Origin of the sequence: uncultured Tyzzerella sp. (assembly GCF_963558545.1) — a bacterium.
In the GTDB taxonomy this organism is placed as follows: domain Bacteria; phylum Bacillota; class Clostridia; order Lachnospirales; family CAG-274; genus Tyzzerella.
The window spans coordinates 1-20,882 of the sequence record NZ_CAUWHO010000028.1 but is presented as its reverse complement, the minus strand read 5'-3'; the positions used below and the strand labels follow the sequence as shown (position 1 = coordinate 20,882).

At 26.8% G+C, this 20,882-nt stretch carries 18 protein-coding genes and 1 riboswitch; of the genes, 16 read left to right on the top strand and 2 right to left on the bottom strand.

Annotated elements, in window-relative coordinates:
- Positions 1–9 precede the first annotated feature (9 nt).
- On the top strand, positions 10–1,341 hold the full coding sequence (locus R5Z65_RS05915) for an NCS2 family permease (RefSeq protein ID WP_317367779.1): 1,332 nt from the start codon (positions 10–12) through the stop codon (positions 1,339–1,341).
- Positions 1,342–1,526: 185 nt separating this feature from the next.
- On the opposite strand, the gene R5Z65_RS05910 is transcribed toward R5Z65_RS05915, so the two are convergent.
- Complete coding sequence (locus R5Z65_RS05910; RefSeq protein WP_317367776.1) at positions 1,527–2,057, bottom strand: N-acetylmuramoyl-L-alanine amidase; 531 nt, start codon at positions 2,055–2,057, stop codon at positions 1,527–1,529.
- Positions 2,058–2,202: 145 nt separating this feature from the next.
- Between R5Z65_RS05910 and R5Z65_RS05905 the strand changes: the two genes are divergently transcribed.
- From R5Z65_RS05905 to metK, 15 genes are all read left to right on the top strand, one after another.
- Positions 2,203–3,645, top strand: a complete 1,443-nt coding sequence (locus R5Z65_RS05905) for an arylsulfatase (RefSeq protein WP_317367774.1) — start codon at positions 2,203–2,205, stop codon at positions 3,643–3,645.
- A 68-nt stretch (positions 3,646–3,713) separates the two neighbouring features.
- Complete coding sequence (locus tag R5Z65_RS05900; RefSeq protein WP_317367772.1) at positions 3,714–5,414, top strand: glycosyl hydrolase family 18 protein; 1,701 nt, start codon at positions 3,714–3,716, stop codon at positions 5,412–5,414.
- A 3-nt stretch (positions 5,415–5,417) separates the two neighbouring features.
- A complete protein-coding gene (queG, locus tag R5Z65_RS05895) occupies positions 5,418–6,398 on the top strand; it encodes a tRNA epoxyqueuosine(34) reductase QueG (RefSeq protein ID WP_317367771.1) in 981 nt (326 codons plus the stop codon).
- A gap of 5 nt (positions 6,399–6,403) precedes the next feature.
- Positions 6,404–6,937 carry a Holliday junction resolvase RecU gene (locus tag R5Z65_RS05890; RefSeq protein WP_317367770.1) on the top strand — a complete coding sequence of 178 codons (534 nt, stop codon included), beginning with the start codon at positions 6,404–6,406 and terminating at the stop codon, positions 6,935–6,937.
- Between the two features lie 14 nt (positions 6,938–6,951).
- Positions 6,952–8,184: a glycosyl hydrolase gene (locus tag R5Z65_RS05885; RefSeq protein ID WP_317367768.1), complete on the top strand. Its 1,233-nt coding sequence runs from the start codon at positions 6,952–6,954 to the stop codon at positions 8,182–8,184.
- 74 nt (positions 8,185–8,258) lie between these two features.
- The gene (gene yycF / locus R5Z65_RS05880) at positions 8,259–8,957 is read left to right on the top strand and encodes a response regulator YycF (RefSeq protein ID WP_317367766.1); all 699 of its coding nucleotides are present in this window, start codon (positions 8,259–8,261) and stop codon (positions 8,955–8,957) included.
- Positions 8,958–8,972: 15 nt separating this feature from the next.
- Positions 8,973–10,790, top strand: a complete 1,818-nt coding sequence (locus tag R5Z65_RS05875) for an ATP-binding protein (RefSeq protein WP_317367764.1) — start codon at positions 8,973–8,975, stop codon at positions 10,788–10,790.
- A gap of 153 nt (positions 10,791–10,943) precedes the next feature.
- Positions 10,944–11,399: a hypothetical protein gene (locus tag R5Z65_RS05870; protein WP_317367763.1), complete on the top strand. Its 456-nt coding sequence runs from the start codon at positions 10,944–10,946 to the stop codon at positions 11,397–11,399.
- Between the two features lie 23 nt (positions 11,400–11,422).
- A complete protein-coding gene (locus tag R5Z65_RS05865; protein ID WP_317367760.1) occupies positions 11,423–12,787 on the top strand; it encodes a hypothetical protein in 1,365 nt (454 codons plus the stop codon).
- A gap of 206 nt (positions 12,788–12,993) precedes the next feature.
- A complete protein-coding gene (locus tag R5Z65_RS05860; protein ID WP_317367758.1) occupies positions 12,994–13,668 on the top strand; it encodes a hypothetical protein in 675 nt (224 codons plus the stop codon).
- A 64-nt stretch (positions 13,669–13,732) separates the two neighbouring features.
- Complete coding sequence (locus R5Z65_RS05855) at positions 13,733–14,332, top strand: hypothetical protein (protein ID WP_317367757.1); 600 nt, start codon at positions 13,733–13,735, stop codon at positions 14,330–14,332.
- A gap of 129 nt (positions 14,333–14,461) precedes the next feature.
- On the top strand, positions 14,462–16,714 hold the full coding sequence (locus R5Z65_RS05850) for an ATP-dependent RecD-like DNA helicase (protein ID WP_317367756.1): 2,253 nt from the start codon (positions 14,462–14,464) through the stop codon (positions 16,712–16,714).
- 10 nt (positions 16,715–16,724) lie between these two features.
- Positions 16,725–17,384, top strand: a complete 660-nt coding sequence (locus tag R5Z65_RS05845) for a ComF family protein (protein ID WP_317367754.1) — start codon at positions 16,725–16,727, stop codon at positions 17,382–17,384.
- Between the two features lie 221 nt (positions 17,385–17,605).
- Positions 17,606–18,529: a TIGR01212 family radical SAM protein gene (locus R5Z65_RS05840; protein WP_317367753.1), complete on the top strand. Its 924-nt coding sequence runs from the start codon at positions 17,606–17,608 to the stop codon at positions 18,527–18,529.
- Positions 18,530–18,597: 68 nt separating this feature from the next.
- A riboswitch (SAM riboswitch) is annotated at positions 18,598–18,696 on the top strand.
- 98 nt (positions 18,697–18,794) lie between these two features.
- Positions 18,795–19,961, top strand: coding sequence for a methionine adenosyltransferase (metK, locus tag R5Z65_RS05835; protein ID WP_317367751.1), 1,167 nt, complete (start codon positions 18,795–18,797; stop codon positions 19,959–19,961).
- Between the two features lie 64 nt (positions 19,962–20,025).
- Here metK and dpsA read toward each other — a convergent pair.
- The coding region (dpsA, locus tag R5Z65_RS05830) for a dipicolinate synthase subunit DpsA (RefSeq protein WP_317367749.1) at positions 20,026–20,882 on the bottom strand (857 nt) is incomplete at its 5' end.

Genomic DNA, 20,882 nt, shown 5'->3' with positions numbered 1-20,882 from the left:
AATATAAAAATGAATTTATTCAAGCTTAAAGAAAACGGAACAAATGTTTCTACGGAAGTTTTGGCGGGTATTACAATTTTTATGACAATGGCGTATATTTTAGTTGTAAATCCTAATATTTTAAGTGCAACAGGTATGGATAAAGGTGCTGTGTTTACAGCAACGGCATTAGCAGCATTTTTAGGGTGTATAATGATGGCTTTATTAGCTAACTATCCTTTTGGACTAGCACCAGGTATGGGACTTAATGCTTATTTTGCTTATACTGTTGCTAATGAATATGGTTGGCAATTAGCTCTTTTGGCAGTTTTTATTGAGGGTATAGTATTTTTAGCATTTTCATTTTTTAATATTAGAGAAGCCATTTTTAATTCTGTGCCTAAAAATCTTAAAAATGCAGTTAGTGTAGGTCTTGGGGTGTTTATAACATTTATAGGGCTACAAAATGCAGGTATTGTTATAAAAGACCCGGCAACAGCAGTTGCATTAGGTAATATAAAGTCGGTAGCACCAGTTTTAGCTATGTTAGGTGTTATTATTACAGCTGTTTTAACCATTAAAAAAGTTAAAGGGTCATTATTTTGGGGAATATTAATAACTTGGGGGCTTGGTATAGTTTGTCAAATTACAGGGATATATCAGGTAGATATAGAGCAAGGACAATTTAGCCTAATACCACAAGGGTTTATATCAGCACCACCTTCTATAAAAGATATTAATATTTTTTCAGCTATTAAAGGGATAGATTTTGATATAGTAAAAATAACAGATATTGTTGTTATTGTATTTGCATTTTTATTTGTAGATATGTTTGACACAATAGGTACACTTATAGGTGTTTCTGAAAAAGCTAAGTTTTTAGATGAAAACGGTAGATTGCCAAAATTAAAACAAGCTCTTTTAGCAGATGCAGTTGCTACAACAGCAGGTGCTATGCTTGGTACATCTACTACTACTACATTTGTAGAAAGTGCATCAGGTGTTGCAGAGGGAGGAAGAACTGGCTTAACATCAACTGTTACAGGGTTATTGTTTTTAGTAGCATTAGTATTTTCCCCTATATTTATTGCTATACCAGGATTTGCAACTGCTCCTACACTTATTATTGTAGGGTTATTTATGATAGAAAATGTTGTTAATATAGAATTTAATGATTATACAGAAGGGTTGCCAGCTTTTATAACTATAATAATGATGCCTTTTACTTATAGTATAGCAGACGGGTTAATATTTGGATTTTTAAGTTATGTATTTCTTAAGCTTTTAACTGGTAAAGGTAAAGAAGTTAGCAAAGTAATGTATATATTGTCTATATTATTTATTTTAAAATTAATAATGTAATAAAAATTAATTTTTTAGATACTTTGTATCTAAAAACAGGTATTCCTAAATTTTTTCAAATAAAAAATAAAACTTTAACCTTGCTTATCTTTTTATTTGAAAAAAATAAGTCATACCTTAATTGATATAAATAAAAACTAACCTTTATATTTTAGGTTAGTTTTTATTTTTTATTTATTTAGCTATTATGTTGTAAACTCTGCTATACCATTAGCTATACCAACAGCACAATTTTGTCTAAATGTATTTGTAGCTAGCAAGTTAGCTTCATAAGGATTTGAAATAAAGGCAGTTTCCACTAATATTGCAGGCATTCTTGTAAGGCGAAGCACAGCAAAGTTTGCAGAAAATATACCTAAATCTTTTCTTTCTATTTGTCTAATTAAGCTATTATTTACTGTTAATGCAAAGCTTTCGGCTATTATACCTTTTCTATAAAAATAGGTAGATGTGCCATTTGCCTCTGGGTTTACATTAGAATTACAATGTATACTTACAAAATAATCTGCTCCCCATTGGTTTGCTAATCTTGCTCTTTCAGATAGAGTTACGGTTGTGTTTGTTGTTCTAGAATAATCTACCTCATATCCCCAATTTGATAGTATCCTACCAAGCTTTAAACCAATATCCAAATTTACATCTGCTTCGTGTAGGCCATTAGGTCCTATTGCTCCAGGGTTTTTACCCCCGTGTCCTGGGTCTATAAAAATTTTCATAACATACCTCCTATAAGCTATATTAATAATTTTATTATATATGGCTTATTTTATATTACAAATATATTGATTTATTGTATAAATAGTAATATACTAGAAAAATAATAATAATTTTATTAGTATAAATCAAAATGGAGGGGATATTATGAAAAAACCTAATATATTGTTAATAATAATAGACCAATTGAGATTTGACACATTAGGATTTATGGGAGATAAAGTGGTAAAAACTCCACATATAGATACTTTAGCAGGAGAAGGTGTTATATTTAATAAAGCATATTCTGCTTGTCCTAGCTGTATACCAGCTAGAGCTACTATATTTACAGGCTTGTCGCCTAAAAATCATAAGAGAATAGGGTATATGGATGGTGTGGCTTGGGAATACAAAAATACACTTCCAGAAGAACTAGCTAAACAAGGATATTATACACAATGCGTAGGTAAAATGCACGTTTCTCCGCTTAGAAATAGCCTAGGTTTTCATAATGTTGAGCTACACGATGGTTATTTACATTATTATAGAAAAGAAACAACACCATCATATGAAAATCAAAAGTTAGCAGATGATTATTATTATTGGTTAAAAAATGAACTTGGTATAGAAGCAGATACAACAGATACAGGTATAGACTGCAATTCCTGGGTGGCTAGACCTTGGATATATGACGAAAAATATCACCCTACAAATTGGGTGTCTACAAGAAGTATAGATTTTTTAAGAAGACGTGATAGAGATAAGCCGTTTTTCTTAATGGCATCTTATGTTAGACCGCACCCACCATTTGATGCACCATCTTATTATTTTGATTTATATAAAGATAAAGAATTACCAAAAAGACCTATTGGAGATTGGGTAGACCAAGATATTATAAAAAATATACCTTTAGATGTTATATCCCAAATATCGCCTAATGATGAGGAGCTTATAAGACAAGCAAAAATAGGGTATTATGCGTGTATAACACATTTAGACCACCAAATAGGTAGACTTTTACAAGAGCTTAAAGAACGTCAGTTATATGATGATACACTTATTATTTTTACATCAGACCACGGAGAGCTTTTAATGGACCATAATCTTTTTAGAAAATCTTTACCTTATGAAGGCTCTGCACACATACCATTTGTTATATCTGGTGGATATAATGTATTAAAATGTGTGAAAAATAGTGTGTGTAATAGCTTAGTAGAGCTTAGAGATATTTTACCAACATTAATAGATTATGTAGATGGCGATATACCACAAAATATAGATGGTAAAAGTTTGTTACCTTTAGTGGAAGACCCTACAAAAGATGTTAGAGAATATTTACACGGAGAGCATTCTTATGCTGATAAGTCTAATCATTTTATAGTTACTAAAAAAGATAAATATATATGGTATTATAAAACAGGGGAAGAACAATATTTTTATATAGAAAATGACCCTATGGAAGAAAGAAATCTTATAAATGATGAAAATTGTAAAGAAAGAATAGAACAGCTTAAAAAATATCTTATAGAAGAACTAAAAGGAAGAGAAGAAAACTTTACAGATGGAAAAACTTTAAATACCATTAAGCAAGAAAAATATCTTTTAAGCTAATAATTTATACTTTTAAATAATTTTGTCGTATAATTTATAAGGATTTAAAGTAGAAAGGAAGAAAATATATGAATTATATAAGGCAAAATAAATTTGTAAAAAGAGTATTAAAAATATTTTGTTTAATTATATTAATTTTATCTATTTTGATTTTAGCTAAAGTATATTTACCTAGCTTTAAAAAAGTTGATTATAGAGAAAGTATAGAGCTTTCTCCTAATGAGATAGTTGTAAATGTACAGTTTGATTATATACCTATGAAAACTCCTCCTATAGAATATAACAATGAAGTATTTTTACCAGTAGATTTTATAAAAGAATATATAGATAAATATATTTATTGGGATAAAAAAGAAAATTTTGTTACTATAACAAATGAAAAAAATGTTATAAGAATGAAAACAGAAGAGTTAGAAGATTTTGTAAATGAAGAACCTCTAAAGTTAAACGCATATTTATATAATATAGATGGTGTAGCTTATATGTCAATGTTATATTTAGAAAGTATTTACCAACTAGAAGTTTATTATAATAATAAAATATTAAGTATAAATAAAGAAAACTATAAAACAGGTACTATATCTAAAAATGTTAAGCTTAGAAAAAATCCAAATATTAAATCTCCATACATAAAAAAAATAAAAAAGGGAAGCCAAGTATATTTTTATGAAAATGAAGAAAATGGTTATACAAAAGTAGATGTAGGAGGATATATAGGTTTTGTACCTACCAAATTAATTACTAACATAAAAGATAAAGATATAAAAAATAATTATATAAATGATTATAAAAATAATCCTAATTGGAATATTTATGACGGTAAAATAAATCTTGTTTTTGACCAAATTAGCAAGGTAGAGGCTAATAACACAAAAAATAGAAGAAAATACCACGATGGTGTAGATGTATTAGTCCCTACGTGGTTTTCATTTAAAGATGAAACAGGTGAAATAGTTAATATAGCAGACAGGGGTTATGTAGATTGGGCACACGAAAACGGTTATAGAGTGTGGGGGTTACTAACAGATAATTTTGATAAAAAAATATCTCATAGCATTTTAACTTCAACAGAAACTAGAGAATATGTTATAAAGCAATTATTAGCTTATGTTTCTATATATAATTTAGACGGAATAAATATAGACTTTGAAAGTGTACCTAAAGAAGATGGAGATAGCTTTATACAGTTTTTAAGAGAGCTTGCACCAGCATTAAGAAAACAAGGTGTAGTTTTAACGGTAGATTTATTTGTACCTAAGCCTTGGACAGCACATTATAACAGAAATGATGTAGGAAAAATAGCAGATTATGTTATAGTAATGGGATATGATGAGCATTATGCAGGCTCTGAAAAGGCAGGCTCTGTTGCATCTATGTCTTGGTCAGAAACAGCTATAAAAGATACTTTAGCAGAGGGTGTGCCTAAAAATAAACTTATACTAGGAATACCATTTTATTGTAGAGTGTGGACAGAAACTTTAGAAGATGGAAATATAAAGCTTAGCTCTAAAGCTTATAGTATGCAAGGTGCTTATGATTTTATACAAGAAAAAGGTGGAACATTTATCTTTGATGAAGAAACAAAACAAAATTATGGAGAAGCTAAAGAAGGTAATAAAACATATAAAGTTTGGCTAGAAGATGAAACAAGCATAGATAAACGCTTAGACCTTGTGTTAGAATATGATATAGCAGGTGCAGGTGCTTGGAAAAGAGGACTAGAAAAAGAAGAAATATGGACTATACTAAAAGATAAATTAAAGGAATAAGAAATGACGATAGAACAGAAAATATATTCTTTTGAAGAAGAAAATACAATAATAGGCATAGGAAATGCAAAACCTTTTTATGATATAAAACCTATACTGGAAAAGGTAGAAACACCTTTTGTAGAAAAAGACATAGAAAAACGTATAAATCCTAAACTTATAAGAGAAGATGCAAAAAGCATTATAGCTTTAGGGCTTAGCTATAACAAAGTTTTTATAGGGGATATAGATAACAAAATAAGAGGTAAAATATCTATAGGTGCTATGGGTATAGATTATCACATAATAATAAAGGACAAGCTTGAACATATAAAAAATAGCCTTAACATAGAGGGAGATGTATTTGTAGATACAGGACCTCTTGTAGATAGAGAAGTGGCTAAAAGATGTGGACTTGGGCAAATAGGCAAAAGTGGTAACATTATTAATAAAAAACTTGGGTCTATATTTTTTATAGGATATATTGTAACTAACATAGAGCTTACACCTACCATTAGCACTTATAACGAAGATTTGTGTAAAGATTGTAATAAATGTATAATAGCTTGCCCTAGTGGTTCTATATTAGAAGATGGATTTGATTATAAAATGTGTATATCTTATCTTACTCAAAAAAAGGAGCTAGAAACAGAAAAAGAAAAAGCTCTTATTAATAGGCAAATATATGGTTGTGATATTTGTCAAAGAGTATGCCCATATAATAAAGATACCTACAAAGAAGAAATTTTTGATATAGATATTTTTTATCCTGATATAGAGCATATTTTAAATATGACTAATAAAGATTTTGCAAATACCTATAAAAAATCTGCTTGTGGTTGGCGTGGCAAAAAAATATTACAACGTAATGCTATAATATCTTTAGCTAATTATAAATATAGCAAAGATGCTATTAATATACTAGAAAAATTAAAAAATGATAGTAGACAAGACATAAAAAACTATGCTTTATGGGCAATAGAAAAATTAAACAGTAAAAGGTGAAAAAAATGTCATATTTTAATAGTCGTGGGCTTAGAGGTAGCACATTAGAAGAATTTATAAATATTACAAATGACGTATATAGGGAAAAAAAATTGGCAATAATCCAAAAGATACCAACTCCTATAACTCCTGTTAAAATAAATAATGAAAATAAAACTATAACACTTGCTTATTTTAATGAAAAAAGTACAGTTGATTATATGGGAGTTGTACAAGGAATACCAGTATGTTTTGATGCAAAAGAAACAAGCAAAGGGTTTTTGCCTTTACAAAATATACATCAACATCAAGTAGATTTTATGCAAGATTTTGAAAGGCAAGAGGGAATTGCCTTTATGTTAGTATATTTTAAAATGTATGATGAGTATTATTATTTACCTTTTAAAAAAATATTAAAATTTTGGGAAGATGCAAAAAATGGTGGTAGAAAATCTATACCATATAAAGATTTTGATAAAAAGTACATTATAAAACAAAATGGTAAATTTTATGTACATTATTTAGAAGCATTAAACACATACTTAAAAGAAAATATTTAAAAGAAGGTGTGTTTGTGAAAAAGATATGTATAATTGTATTAAGCTTTATATTAGTAGGGTGTAGCCAAAATATATCAGAGGAAAGTATAGTGGCTGTAAATAGTCAAAATAGCTATAAAAATATAGAATTATACAACATATATAAAAATGATAAATATATATTAAAAAAATATGAGCCAGAAGAAAAATGTTATTTAGGTGTTTTTACAGAGCAAACAGATGGAGATTTTATAGAAGAATATAAAGATTTTACTAAAACAAACCCTAGCCTATATATGTATAGCCAAAGGTTAGATGATAGCTACCCTTTATCTTGGGTATTAAACTGCTATTCTAACCTTAAAACACCTTTTATAACTATACTACCACCTAAAGATGAAAAAAATATATTTAATAAAATGCTTATAAAAAATGTTGCAAAGGATTTTGGTAGTTTGCAAATACCTATGTTTATTAGTATATACCCAGCTAACAACTATTTTGCAGATAAAAGACAAGAATATATAAAATTTTTACAAGATGCAAAAACATATTTTGAAATGTATGCACCTAATGTTGCTATTGCTTGGAGTATTGATAAAGATTTTTCTTATCAATTAAAAGATTTTTACCCTGGAGATAGCTATGTAGATTGGGTGGGGCTTGATATATATGAGGATATAAATGAAAATAATAAGCTAGATATAATGTTTAAAGAGTTAGACTTTTTTTATAAAACCTATTCTACTAAAAAGCCTATTTTTTTAAATGTGGCTATATCACATTTTGGTAGTACATCTTATAATTATAATATAGATGAAAAAATAAAGGAGATTAATAGATATTTTAATCGTATACCTAGTAAGTATAAAAGAATAAAAATGGTTAACTATATAAATTATGATACATTTAAAACAGATAAAATTAATAAACAAAATTATTTAGTAACAGATAATAAAAAGATATTAGAGGCTTATACAAAAGCCTTAAATAATGAAAATTTTTTGGATACAGTTATTTTTGCAGATAATAAAAGAGAAATAATACAAGAATATAAATTAAATATTCTAGCTTATAAAATAGATAATAAGTTTTTTGTAGATAAAAGTTATTTTGATTTAAATAAAATACAATTAAATGATTTATATTTAAAAGATAGTATAAATATAAACGGTAAAGATTATTATAAAATAGAGAATATTTTAAAAGAAAATAATATGAAAATGAATATAGATGAAGAAAATAAAAAAATATTATTATTAAAATAATGGAACAAAATGGATAAAAATAACGTTTAATAATAAAATACTTAAAATATTACAAAATGCTAGGAGGGGTATTTGTGTCTAATAAAATTTTAGTAGTTGATGATGAGCAAAGTATAATGAATATTATTGCTTTTAACTTAAAAAAAGAGGGATATAATGTTGTTTGTGCCGAAGATGGAGAAATGGCTATAAAAGTTTTTGAAGAAGAAAATCCAGACTTAATACTTTTAGATATAATGATGCCTAAGATAGATGGATATGGAGTTTGTAGAAGGATAAGAGATAGAAGTGATATACCTATTATTATGCTTACAGCACGTGCAGACGAGGTAGACAAAGTGTTGGGGCTAGAAATAGGTGCAGATGATTATGTAACAAAGCCTTTTAGCAACCGTGAGCTTATGGCTCGTGTAAAAGCAAATCTTAGAAGAAAAATATCTACAAAACAAGAAGAACAGCAAGAAGACAATGGTAATATTGGTGTATTTGGAGAAATAAAAATAAATTTTGACAGGTATGAAGTTTGTAAAAGAGATACGCCTATAAACCTTACTATAAGAGAGTTTGAGCTTTTAAAATTTTTGGTGCTTAAAAAAAATCAAATATTTACAAGAGAGGCATTATTATCACAAGTATGGGGATATGAATATTATGGAGATGTTAGAGCAGTAGATGTTACAATAAGAAGGCTTAGGGAAAAGATAGAAGATGATGCTAGCAAGCCAAAATATATAATAACTAAAAGAGGTATTGGATATTATTTTATGTCGTAGATAGGAACAAGATAAATGAAAAGTGTACGTTTTAAATTGATTTTTATATATTTTATATTAGTTTTTATTGTTATGATAGTGAGTGGTACTTTTATTATATTTACTATACAAAAGCAAGAAATAGCTAAAGTAGAGGAACAGCTTAAAAGTTTTTCTAAAGCAATAAATGAGCAAATTATAGACCAGTATGAAGATGAAGATGACTTTCAAAGCGGGTTTACAGACCTTTTTATGAAAAGAGTTTTTACACAAAATATACAAGGAGCTATAATAGATAAAGATGGGAAAACTATTGCAGGTACCAATTTTTCTGAAACACAAGGGCCTTATCAGTATAAAAATTCTGTAATTATATCAGCCTTATCTGGTAAGGAAAATTTTAATAAGTCTAAAAAAGGTTTAGATGAAAATTCTGTTGTTAAAGAATGGCTAAGCTATGGATACCCTGTGTTAGATGATAATAAAAATGTAAAATATGTTATATACGTACAAATAGATGCATCTAATATAAATGATACACTAAAGCAAACAACTAATACTATAGGTATAGCAGTTGTTATAGCTTTAATATTGGCAGTAACCCTTGGAAGTATGTTTTCTAATACAATAACAGCACCTATATCACTACTTACTAAAAAGGCAAATCTTTTAGCTAAAGGACATTTAGAACAGCATATAATAGTTAGAGGAGAAGATGAAATAGGGCAACTTACGAGGAGCTTTAACCATATGGCTAGAGAGCTTAGAAAAACTGTATCTGAAATGGAAAACGAAAACAACAAGCTAGAAATAGTTTTGCATAATATGACAGATGGGGTTGTAGCTTTTGATGAAATAGGTAGCCTTATACACGCTAATAAAGAGTTTTATGAGCTTATGGGATTAGAAGAAGAAGAGCAATATAAAATAAATTTAGATTATTTTTTATATAAAATAAATTTACCTAAAAATCAAATAAAGCTTAATAAAAATACAGAAATATCTATATATGAAGGTGGAAAATATATAGAAGTTGTACTTATACCTTATACTGGTAAAAACAACTTTATAGAGGGTATAATGATAGTTTTAAAAGATATAACTAGACAAAAAAAGCTAGATGATATGAGAAAAGAGTTTGTTGCTAATGTTTCTCACGAAATAAGAACACCTATAACAACTATAAAAAGTTATACAGAAACACTTTTAGAAGGTGCTATAGAAGAAAAAGAGCTAGCAATAGATTTTTTAAATACTATAAATGAAGCATCAGATAGAATGAAGTTTTTAACAGATGACCTTTTAGAGCTTTCTCGCTTAGATGGTGGCAAGATTAGTTTTAACTTTAAAATATCAAATTTATACGATATAGTATTAGGTTGTGTTAAACAAAATATTATTATAGCTAGTAAAAAAAATCAACAAATAATATTAAAAGAGCCTAATAATAAAAATATGATAGTAATGGTTGATACAGATAGGATAAATCAAGTTTTAAATAATATATTATCTAATGCTATAAAATATAGTTATGAAAATAAAAATATAGAAATTTTTATAGAAGAAAATATAGATAATTTTATTGTTAATATAAAAGATAACGGTATAGGCATACCTAAAGAAGATATAGGAAGAATATTTGAAAGGTTTTATCGTGTTGATAAAGCAAGAAGCAGAGCAATGGGTGGAAATGGACTTGGGCTATCTATTGCTAAAGAAATAATGCTAGAGCATAGCGGGGATATAAAAGCCTTTAGCAAGGTAGGTGAAGGAACAACTATGCAGGTAATATTTAAAAAATATAGGAATACAGATAGTACTTTAAGCCTAAACTATGAAAATCAAAACTTTTAGCTAAATTTATAACAAAAATCTTCTCAAAATAGGGTAATACTATATATTATAAACTACAATGTAAATTAAAAGTAAGAGTATTGTAATATAACTGTAATAATATTATTATATAATGTTATTGTAAAGTAGTATAAATAGGGAAGGAGGACTGTTATGAAAAAGTTAATGCTAACATTGGCTACAATCTTTCTTTTAGTTCTTTTTAATAGCTTTTCAGCTTTTGCAGCCTCTGCTTCTAATTATGAGGTAAATAGTGGATTTTCTATAACAGGTGGGTTAGATTTTTCTAAAGAAGCTAAACCTACCTTTGATAAAACTAGAACAATTACAGGAAAAGCACAAGAAGGTAATGTTATTACCATTTCTGTTTATGAAAAATTGTTAGAAAAAAAAGAGGAATTAAAAGAAGTTGATAAATATACGATAATTGTTGGTGCGTCTGGGTATTTTAGCCAAACTATAAACCTTGCTATTGGTGAAAATATTATAGACATAGATGTTAAAAATGAAAACAAAAAATCTAGTGTGTCAACATCTATTACACGTAAAAAAAGCGAAATAAAAAAAGAATTAGAACGAGCTATTATCTTACCTAGAACTAGAAAATAGCTTTATAACTTAAAGGGGATAATATGTATTTAAGTAAATTTAAAAATTTTATTATAACTTTTTTGATATTTTTAGCTATTTATCAGACTACTGGGCTATGGTTTGAAAATTTTTCAACCCATAGCCTTTTTAACTTAATTAATAATAAGTCTGAAGATACTGATATACAAAAAGATACATTATATTTAGCAGAAAGTATTTTAATAAATACTGGTAATAACAAATTTATTAGAAAATATAACAATATATCAAATACAGATTATAAAAAAGTGTTTGATGAGGCAATTTATTTATGCATTAAAAATGGAGATTTTTCTTATATACAATATTTTGATATAAAAGAAGTTTTAAACAAAAGGTCTATTATATACACTTATGATTTTGATATAAAGGGCGAAGATATGTATAAAGTATTTAATATTAAAGCTAATCATTTTTCTAAAATAGATAAATTTGATACTATTATTATAGAGCCTATTATAGATGATAAATATAATATAAAGACTATATTTTTAGAAACGCAATCTTTAAATGCTTATGAGTTTAAAATATCTAAAGAGGCTTTAGGACAAAATATACTTAATATTATAAATGATTTTAATAGGCTAGATAATAAAGATTTTTATTATATATCAAGTGAAGAAAGTGGAATTTCTTTGTTTAGCAATAATCAATTTTTACCTAAAGCAAAAGGGGAAAACTTTAATGTAAATACAATAGAAGCTACTAGTCCTTTAGAGCAAGATGGAGGTATTTTATTATCGGAAAGTGAAAAATATGTAAATGTATTTTTTGAAAATCCTATTACAAAATCTAGCTCATTTATAAATAATACTTATACCTATAATGATGAAGATGTTATTGTAAAGTATTATCCAAATAGTGTTTTAGAATATGTAAAATATAAAAGTAATATTAGTATTAATAATCAGGATAGCCCTTATAATATAGCTATACAATTTTTAGCAAAGGATACTAATATAAAAAATGAATATTTTTTAAAAGATTATGAGATAGATGAAAATAAAACTACTTTTTATTTTGATTATAAAATAAACAATTTTCCTATTATTTTATCAGAAAATAAAAAGAAAGAAACGGATATGAAGAGTATGATAGAGGTTACAGTAGAGGATAATATAGTTTCTAAATATAAAAAATTAGTATATGATTTTACATTAAAAGAAGAATATGTACCCGTAGAAAAATCCTTTATAGAAGCTATAGATGATTTTTTAGTAAATAAAAATAGTTTTGGGGATAACTTTAATATAAATAAAATGAAATTAGTTTATAAATTTGATACTATAAATGAGCCTATTAATATAAAATGGCTTATAGGGATAGAAGATGAGGCTTATTTTGAAAATGTAACATATGGAGGATAGGTATGGATACAAGGCTAGCTAAAAATTATATAATCATATTTTTATTAGTATTAAATTTAGTTTTATTTTAACTTAGTTTTTTATTAGAAGAAAAATATAAAATAACTAAAGAAAAGAAAAATACAATAATATATTATTTAGAAAATGAAAATATAAAAGTATATTCAGATATACCTAAAAAATATAAACCTATGCCACAGATTGGTATGAAAAAAGAAAAACACGACGAGTTACTTTTACAGAAAATATTTTTTGATATTAACAAGCCACTTATTAGAACAGAAAAATTTGAAGATACTATATTTAAACAAGATGAAAAAATTTTAAAAGTAAATAATTTGTTTGTATATTTTGAAGATTTAGAAAAAAAACAAGATTTTAACTATAATAAAGAAAATGGTACAAACATAGCACAAGAATATGAAAAACGTATAGAAGAAGTGTATGGTAAAATGTATTTAGATAGAATAGTGGAAGAAGAAGATTATTTATTTATATCTTACATACAAAAAATAGATGGTTATAAAGTATTTAATAATATCCTAAATATTAAAGTATTTAAAGATGGTAAAATAAATATATACTTTAATAACTATGAAAAGTCAGATGTTATAGGGCAAAAAACAAATATTTGTTCTGTTGATGAAGCTATGTACACATTTTCTAAGGAAATAAAAAAACTTGTAGGTGATGAAGAAATATATATAAGAGATATAGATTTAGGGTATTATTTAAAAGAAGATAATGAAAATATATCATTTTATTTTTTACCATATTATAGATTTTATATAAAAGGTAACGAATATCCTTTTTATGTTAATGCTTATAACAATACATTTGAATATGAAACGATGATTATTAACACAGAAGAAATTTTTTAATACTATATTAATATTTTATATAATATGACGATATATATTGTATAAAGTATGAGGAGGTAGTTTTATGATAAACAATATTTTTAAGTCTTCAGTTAATTACGTTGCTAATACAAAAGATATAAAAAACAATGTAAACCAAGAAGTTAATCAACCATCAAAAAAAGATGAAACTAACAAGGCAGAAAGTACTACTGATAAATATGAAAAGCCACTTTCTAAAAATGACCAAAGAAAACAAATATCTTATATTGTAAAACAAGCAGAACAGCAAACAAGAAACTTTGAAACATTAGTTTCTAGTACATTTTTAAAGCAGTCTAATAAAGTTGGTATTGTTAACAAGGGTTATAATGATAACTTTTATAAAATTTTAACAACAGATTCAAAAGATTTATATAAAGCAAAAAAAGATATATCAGAAGATGGTTATTATGGGGTAAACCAAACATCTGAAAGAATATTAAGTTTTGCAAAATCGGTTTCTGGAGATAACCCTAAAAAAATACAAGAAATGCGTGATGCAGTAGAAAAAGGATTTAAAAAGGCAGAAAAAATGTGGGGAGATAAATTGCCAGAAATATCTCAAAAAACTTATGATAAAGTGATGGAGCAATTTGATAAATGGCAAGAAAAAGATACACAAAAAACAGAACAAAATAAATAAACATAAAAATAAAATGCTAGAAATTTACTTCTAGCATTTTATTTTTATGTTTATTTATTGATAAAAATTAAATAATTTACTAAAATAGCATTTTATGATAGAATTAAAATAAAAAATTGGTGATATATTATGGAAGAAATTATAAAAATAGAGGGTCCAGTTGAAAATATTATATATAAAAATGAAGAAAACGGGTATATTGTTTTTTCTATATATTCTGAGGAATATGGAGATATTTTTCCTGAAGCAGAAATAACTTGTGTAGGATATGTAGCAAATTTAAATGTAGGAGAAAATATAATATTAACAGGAAGTGTTATAAATCACTCTGCATATGGGAAACAATTTAAAGTGGATATATATGAAAAAAGTATACCAAAAACAGAAAAAGGTATAAAAAAATATTTAGAATCTGGTGCTATAAAAGGTATAGGAAAAACAATAGCAGAAAGAATAGTAGAAAAATTTGGAGAGGATACTTTAAATATTATAGAAAAAAAACCAGAAAAGCTATCTCAAATAAAGGGAATAAGTGTAAAAAAGGCTATGGAAATAGGAGAAATATTTGCAGAGCAAGAGGGGCTTAGAAAAGCTATAATTTATTTGCAAGGATATGGGATAACAGCAGTTTTTGCTATGAAAATATATAAGCATTTTAAAGAAAATACTATAAGAATTATAGAAACAAACCCATACAGATTATCAGATGAAATGTTTGGAGTTGGCTTTAAAATAGTTGATAATATAGCAGAAAAAATAGGTATTGAAAAAGAGTCTGAATATAGGATAAAAGCAGGGATAAAATATATTTTAAACCATAGTGCCAATGGTTTTGGTAATGTATATTTGCCAGAACATGTATTAATACAAGAAAGTAAAAATATTTTAGGGGTGTCAGAAGATATTTTATTGCCAAATTTATTTAAATTGCAAATGGAAAGGCAAATATGTGTAGAAAAAACAGAAAATGGTAACATAGTGTTTTTAAATTCTTATTATTATGCAGAAAGTTACGTAGCTAAAAAAATTTTACAGCTTGCTAAAAATAAAACAGAATATAGCAAAAACTATGATATGTGGATAAAAAATATAGAAAAAGATAACAATATAGTGCTTGCTAACAATCAAAAACAAGCCATAAAAGAGGCTATGGTAAATGGTGTTTTGGTAATAACAGGTGGTCCAGGTACAGGTAAAACAACTACTATAAATTCTATTATATCTATGTTTAAAAATGAAGGATATGAAATAGAGCTATGTGCACCTACGGGTAGAGCAGCTAAAAGAATGTCTGAGGCAACAGGGCTAGATGCTCAAACTATACATAGGCTTTTAGGTATAAATTTTTTACAAGAAGATAAAAAAAGGCAATCTTTTGAAAAAGATGAGGATATGCCAATAGAGGCAGATGTTATTATAGTAGATGAATGCTCTATGATAGATATATTATTAATGAACGGATTATTAAAAGCTGTTGCTAATGGTACAAGGCTTATATTGGTAGGGGATGTAGACCAGTTACCTTCTGTTGGTGCAGGTAATGTTTTAAAGGATATAATAAATAGTGATTGTATAAAAGTTGTAAGGCTAAATGAAATTTTTAGACAAGCCAGAGAAAGTGCTATTGTAATGAATGCACATAGAATAAATAATGGGCAATACCCTGTATTAAATGAAGTAAATAAAGATTTTTTCTTTTTAAGAAGACATAATATGGACGACCTTAATAATACAATTATTGAGCTTATTACTAAACGTTTGCCTAAATTTTTAAATATATCAGATTTAAGGACTATACAGGTGCTAGCACCTATGAAAAAATCTCCAATAGGTATAGAAAATCTTAATAATATTTTGCAAAATGCAATAAACCCTCCTAGTGAAGATAAAAATGAGAAAGATTTTAAAAATCTTATTTTTAGAGAGGGGGATAAAGTTATGCAAATAAAAAATAATTATAGTATGGATTGGAAAATAATAAAAGATGGTATCTATATAGATGAAGGAATGGGTATATTTAATGGAGATGAAGGAATAATAAGAAAAATAGATAACAAAAATGAATTTATAGAAGTTATATTTGATGATTGTAAGCATATAAAATATGATTTTACTCAACTAGATGAGTTAAGTTTATCCTATGCTATAACAATACATAAATCTCAGGGGAGCGAGTATAAAGCTATTATAATGCCTATACATAGTGGGGCACCTATGTTACTTACAAGAAATTTATTATACACAGGTGTTACAAGGGCAAAAGAGCTAGCCGTTATAGTTGGTGTAGAATCTACATTAAATAAAATGGTTGATAATGATAGAGAAGTAAGTAGGTACACATATTTAAAAGATAGAATTATAAATTTATCTAAGTTTATATAAGGGGTATATTATGTTTTTAAAGATTTTTAATAAGATACTAGATTTTATATACCCTAATAAATGTGTATTTTGTGAAGAGATTATTCCTTTAAATGAAGATGATAGTATATGTAAATATTGTTATATGAATATAGATTTTATAACAGATGACAAAGAACCTAACTTGTCAGTATTTTGTTATGATGATGTAACCAGATTTTCTATACTTAGGCTAAAATATAATAATATGAGAGAGTATTCTAAAGTTTTTGCTAAAATGATGTATAATAAGCTATCAAAAATAGATATAAAAAAATATGATTATATAATATGTGTTCCTATGTATTTTAAAAAGAAGAAAAAAAGAGGATATGACCAAGCAGAACTTATAGCAGAAGAATTGTCTAAGTTATGTAATATCCCTATCCAAAAAGAAAATCTTATAAGAAATAAAAATACTCTAGCTCAAAGCAAAGTTTCTTTTGATGAAAGAGGTATAAATGTAAAAGGTGTATTTGAAGTTTTAAATACTGGCATAATAAAAGATAAAAACATATTATTAATAGATGATATATACACAACAGGGAGTACTATAAATAACTGTGGGAAGGTTCTTAGAGAAGCAGGAGCTAATAATATATGTTATTTTACATTAGCTAAAGTAGTACATAAAGAAGATTTTTATAGGTAGTATTATACAGAATAGTATATGTAGGGTATATTTATTAACAAATATATGTGGAAAACTATATATTTATCAACAAATTTTCAAAGTGGACACTATATTTTGTTGTGTGGATTAGTGTTGATATGTTTAAAACTTTGTGGAAATTAGAAAAAATGCCTATATTCTGGAAAATAGTTATGTAGATAAAAAAGTGTAAAAACTATATATAGTGTTTGGAGGTTATAATGAATAATAAAATAAGATATAATAATGCTAATAGATTTTTTAGAGAAAAATTTGGAGATAAAATAATAAAGGTTGCTTTAGATGGTGGGTTTACTTGTCCTAACAGAGATGGTACTTTATCTTATGGTGGGTGTATATTTTGTAGTGAAAAAGGTTCTGGCGACTTTGCAGGAGATAGAAGTTTAGATATAGAAAATCAATTTGAAATAAGCAAGAAAAAAATGAATGAAAAATGGAAAAATGGTAAATACATAGCTTATTTTCAAGCCTTTACAAATACCTATGCCCCTTTAGACTACTTAAAAGAAATATTTACTAAAGCATCTAACCTACCAGACGTAGTAGGTATATTTATTGCCACTAGGCCAGATTGTATAACAGAAGATATAGCAAAATTTCTATCTAAACTAAATGAAAAAATATATGTTTGTATAGAGCTTGGATTTCAAACATCTAAAAAAGAGAGTATACAACTAATAAATAGATGTTATGAGAATGAAGTTTTTGAAAATTGTGTAAAAATGTTAAACAAATATAATATAGATATAATAGTTCATACTATTTTAGGTTTGCCTTATGAGGATAAAAAAGATATGTTAAATACTATAAAGTATGTATCTAAATTTAATATATCAGGTATTAAGCTACAACTTTTACATATTATAAAAGATACATCTTTACATAAATTGTATGTTAAAAAGCCTTTTAAAACACTAACCTTAGAAGAGTATATAGATATAGTAGTATCTTGCATAGAAATATTACCACCTAATATTGTTATACATAGAATAACTGGTGATGGAGATAAAGCTACTTTGGTAGAACCTAAATGGAGCTTAAATAAAAAGGTAGTTTTAAATGGAATAAATAAAGAGTTAAATACAAGAAATACATTTCAAGGAAGGCTATTTGGCTTATTTTAATATTTAATACATATTAATTATTGACTTTTTTTCATATATAATATATAATTAGTATGTATTAAATATGTGTCTTATCAAGAGAGGTGGAGGGATACGGGCCCTATGATACCCAGCAACCAGCTTTTTAGTATTGGTGCTAAATCCCCCATTTTTATGGAAGATGAGGATTAATTGTATAAGCCATAATGGCTTTTTTTTATTAGTAAAATTTAGTTACTAAATCCAGTATTTTAATATATTATATAATGTCTTAGGAGGAATATAAATGAAAAGATTATTTACATCTGAGTCTGTTACAGAAGGACACCCAGATAAAATATGCGACCAAATATCAGATGCTATTTTAGATAGTATTTTAGCAAAAGACCCTAATGCTAGGGTAGCCTGTGAAACACTTGCTACAACAGGTCTTATTATGGTTGCAGGAGAGATAACAACAAATTGTTATGTAGATATAGACAGTATAGCTAGAGAAACAGTGCGTGGTATAGGTTACGATAGAGCAAAATATGGATTTGACTGTGACACTTGTGCAGTTATGACATCTTTAAAAGGACAATCTCCAGATATAGCTCAAGGTGTAGATAATGCCTTTGAAACTAGAGAAGATGAAGATGAAAACGATACAGGTGCAGGGGACCAAGGTATGATGTTTGGTTTTGCTTGTGATGAAACAGAAGATTATATGCCTATGCCTATATATCTTGCACATAAACTGACAAGACGTCTTTCAGAAGTTAGAAAAAATGGTACATTATCTTATTTAAGACCAGATGGTAAAAGCCAAGTATCTGTTGAATACGATGATGAAAAGGTTGTAAGAATAGACTCTATTGTTATATCTACTCAACATAATGAAAATGTTAGCCATAAACAAATATGTGATGATATTAAAAAACACGTTATAGATGCAGTTATACCAACAGAGCTTTTAGATGAAGAAACTAAATATTATATAAATCCAACAGGTAGGTTTGTTATTGGTGGACCTCAAGGGGATTGTGGGCTTACTGGTAGAAAAATAATTGTTGATACATATGGTGGATATGCTAGCCACGGAGGTGGAGCATTTTCTGGTAAAGACCCTACTAAAGTAGACCGTTCTGGTGCTTATGCTGCTAGATACGTTGCTAAAAATATTGTTGCTAGTAAAATAGCTAAAAAATGTGAAATAGAAATAGCTTATGCTATTGGTGTTGCTAAGCCTTTATCTATATTAGTAAATACTTATGGAACAGGTAAAATATCTGATGATAAAATAGCAGAGCTTGTAAAAGAAAACTTTGATTTACGCCCATCTGCCATTATAGATAAATTTGATTTAAAAAGACCTATATATAAGCAAACAGCAGCTTATGGACATTTTGGTAGAAATGACTTAGATTTACCTTGGGAAAAATTAGATATGACACATATTTTTGAAAATAAATAATACTTATAAAAAATAAGTAGCTAATGTTAGCTACTTATTTTTTATGGATATTTGTTAATAGAAGTTATTTAAAATATTCATTGCAATATTGGAGTATTTTATCTTTTAATATTTTACCAGCTGTATATGGAGCAACTCTCCCAGGAAGCCCTGGGCAATATATAGCTTTTAAGTTTAAATCTCTAGCAAAATTGTAGTCTACTCCACCAGGAGCACTAGCTAAATCTATTATAACAGTATCCCTATTAACCTTATTTAATACATCTTTATTTAGTATCTCATAAGGAATAGTGTTAAATATAAAATCGTATTTTTGTATAATATCTGTTATATTATATAAATAAACAGGAGATAAGCCATATCCTTTTATATAAGCCAAATCTTCTTCTTTTCTATATGTTACATCAACATTTGCTCCTATTCCTTTTAACATATTAGATAAAATTTTACCACATCTTCCATACCCTAGTACCAAACAGTTGCTATTAAATAGTGTTTTAAAGCTTTGCTCTATAGCTACTTGGATAGCACCTTCGGCAGTAGGTATAGCATTTAATATTGCTATGGAATTATCCTCAAAAAAATCTATTGTTTTAATATTATTTTGGTTTAGATATTCGATAATTTTTTTATCTATTACACCACCAAATATTATTTTTATATTATAATTAATTATTTTTTTAGTTAGTAAATCAATATCAACTATATCATTATCTACACTAAATACAGTTTTATTATCTTTTGTAAAGGGGATAGGAACTACTAATATATCTATTTTTTTTAGGAAATCATCTAGGGTATGGTTATTTTTATCCTCTATATATTTATTATTGTATGAATATACTAAATAGTTTTCATTACATAGCATATCATATAAAAATTTGTACCTAAAATCTCCACCTAATATACCAAATGTCATTT

Bases quoted from the DNA above. Each gene is read 5' to 3' on its own strand.
- R5Z65_RS05915 (WP_317367779.1), top strand. From the start codon at position 10: ATGAATTTATTCAAGCTTAAAGAAAACGGAACAAATGTTTCTACGGAA.
- R5Z65_RS05840 (WP_317367753.1), top strand. From the start codon at position 17,606: ATGAATAATAAAATAAGATATAATAATGCTAATAGATTTTTTAGAGAA.
- queG (WP_317367771.1), top strand. From the start codon at position 5,418: ATGACGATAGAACAGAAAATATATTCTTTTGAAGAAGAAAATACAATA.
- metK (WP_317367751.1), top strand. From the start codon at position 18,795: ATGAAAAGATTATTTACATCTGAGTCTGTTACAGAAGGACACCCAGAT.
- R5Z65_RS05870 (WP_317367763.1), top strand. From the start codon at position 10,944: ATGAAAAAGTTAATGCTAACATTGGCTACAATCTTTCTTTTAGTTCTT.
- R5Z65_RS05890 (WP_317367770.1), top strand. From the start codon at position 6,404: ATGTCATATTTTAATAGTCGTGGGCTTAGAGGTAGCACATTAGAAGAA.
- R5Z65_RS05865 (WP_317367760.1), top strand. From the start codon at position 11,423: ATGTATTTAAGTAAATTTAAAAATTTTATTATAACTTTTTTGATATTT.
- R5Z65_RS05860 (WP_317367758.1), top strand. From the start codon at position 12,994: ATGAAAAAAGAAAAACACGACGAGTTACTTTTACAGAAAATATTTTTT.
- R5Z65_RS05875 (WP_317367764.1), top strand. From the start codon at position 8,973: ATGAAAAGTGTACGTTTTAAATTGATTTTTATATATTTTATATTAGTT.
- R5Z65_RS05905 (WP_317367774.1), top strand. From the start codon at position 2,203: ATGAAAAAACCTAATATATTGTTAATAATAATAGACCAATTGAGATTT.
- R5Z65_RS05855 (WP_317367757.1), top strand. From the start codon at position 13,733: ATGATAAACAATATTTTTAAGTCTTCAGTTAATTACGTTGCTAATACA.
- R5Z65_RS05845 (WP_317367754.1), top strand. From the start codon at position 16,725: ATGTTTTTAAAGATTTTTAATAAGATACTAGATTTTATATACCCTAAT.
- R5Z65_RS05850 (WP_317367756.1), top strand. From the start codon at position 14,462: ATGGAAGAAATTATAAAAATAGAGGGTCCAGTTGAAAATATTATATAT.
- R5Z65_RS05910 (WP_317367776.1), bottom strand. From the start codon at position 2,057: ATGAAAATTTTTATAGACCCAGGACACGGGGGTAAAAACCCTGGAGCA.
- R5Z65_RS05900 (WP_317367772.1), top strand. From the start codon at position 3,714: ATGAATTATATAAGGCAAAATAAATTTGTAAAAAGAGTATTAAAAATA.